Below are 845 nucleotides of genomic sequence, written 5' to 3' on the forward strand. Positions count from 1 at the left end.
TGAGATTCCCCCACTGACGCGAGGCTTCAACCAAGTCACCGAATAACCCTGCGACTCTAAGAACTTGACGCTATCAATAACTGCCTTGTGCTCAGTCATCGATGTAACAATATGCTTACCCTGCGACTTACGCGCCAACACCGCACCTTTAATTGCTAAGTTATTCGCTTCTGTCGCACCAGAGGTCCAGACAATCTCTCGCGTATCCGCGCATAATAAGCTGGCAACTTGCTTTCGCCCATGCTCGACAGCGGCTTCTGCTTGCCAACCATATATATGAGAACGGGAGGCTGGATTGGCAAAGACACCGTCCATCGTCAGAAACTTGGACATTTTTTCAGCTACACGCAAATCAACAGGAGTAGTCGCCGCATAATCGAGGTAAATAGGCTTATTCATAGATTAGGGTTCACAAAATAATACAGACTAAATTTTGCGCGTATTATATAGAGAGGAAGTTCTGATTACCATGAACGTAAATTGACCGACAAGCACAACTACTGCAATAGAAAAGAGCCCGCAGAATGCTATATATCTAATAAACTTGAGTTAATAAGTTCTGCCGCTTCATTCTGACGAATAGCAGTAACCTGAACCTCTCGTTTGTTCATAAGGTCTTGAAGACTTATAGAATTTAGAAAACTATGTATTTGCTGGCTAAGATCCATCCATAAATGATGAGTGAGGCACTGCTCGCCGTCCTGACAACCGCCTTTCTCAGCTTTTTCCTCCACACCCTCACGGCTTTTGGCGCCGCAACGAGTTGTATCAATTGACTCATCAACAGCATCAATAACGGCGGCAACTGAAATATCAGCAGCCTCAACATTTAGCTGATAACCGCC

Annotated in this window: 2 protein-coding genes; both read right to left on the reverse strand. The window is 44.9% G+C overall.

Going from position 1 to position 845, the window contains the following annotated elements; translation table 11 throughout:
* Nucleotides 1–399: aminotransferase class V-fold PLP-dependent enzyme (locus A3729_RS05200; protein WP_156497686.1), on the reverse strand; the 399-nt coding region annotated here is incomplete at its 3' end.
* A 128-nt stretch (nt 400–527) separates the two neighbouring features.
* Nucleotides 528–845 (reverse strand): Rrf2 family transcriptional regulator (locus A3729_RS32260; RefSeq protein ID WP_231877343.1); only part of this gene is annotated, 318 nt, incomplete at its 5' end.

Source organism: Oleiphilus sp. HI0043, from assembly GCF_001634935.1.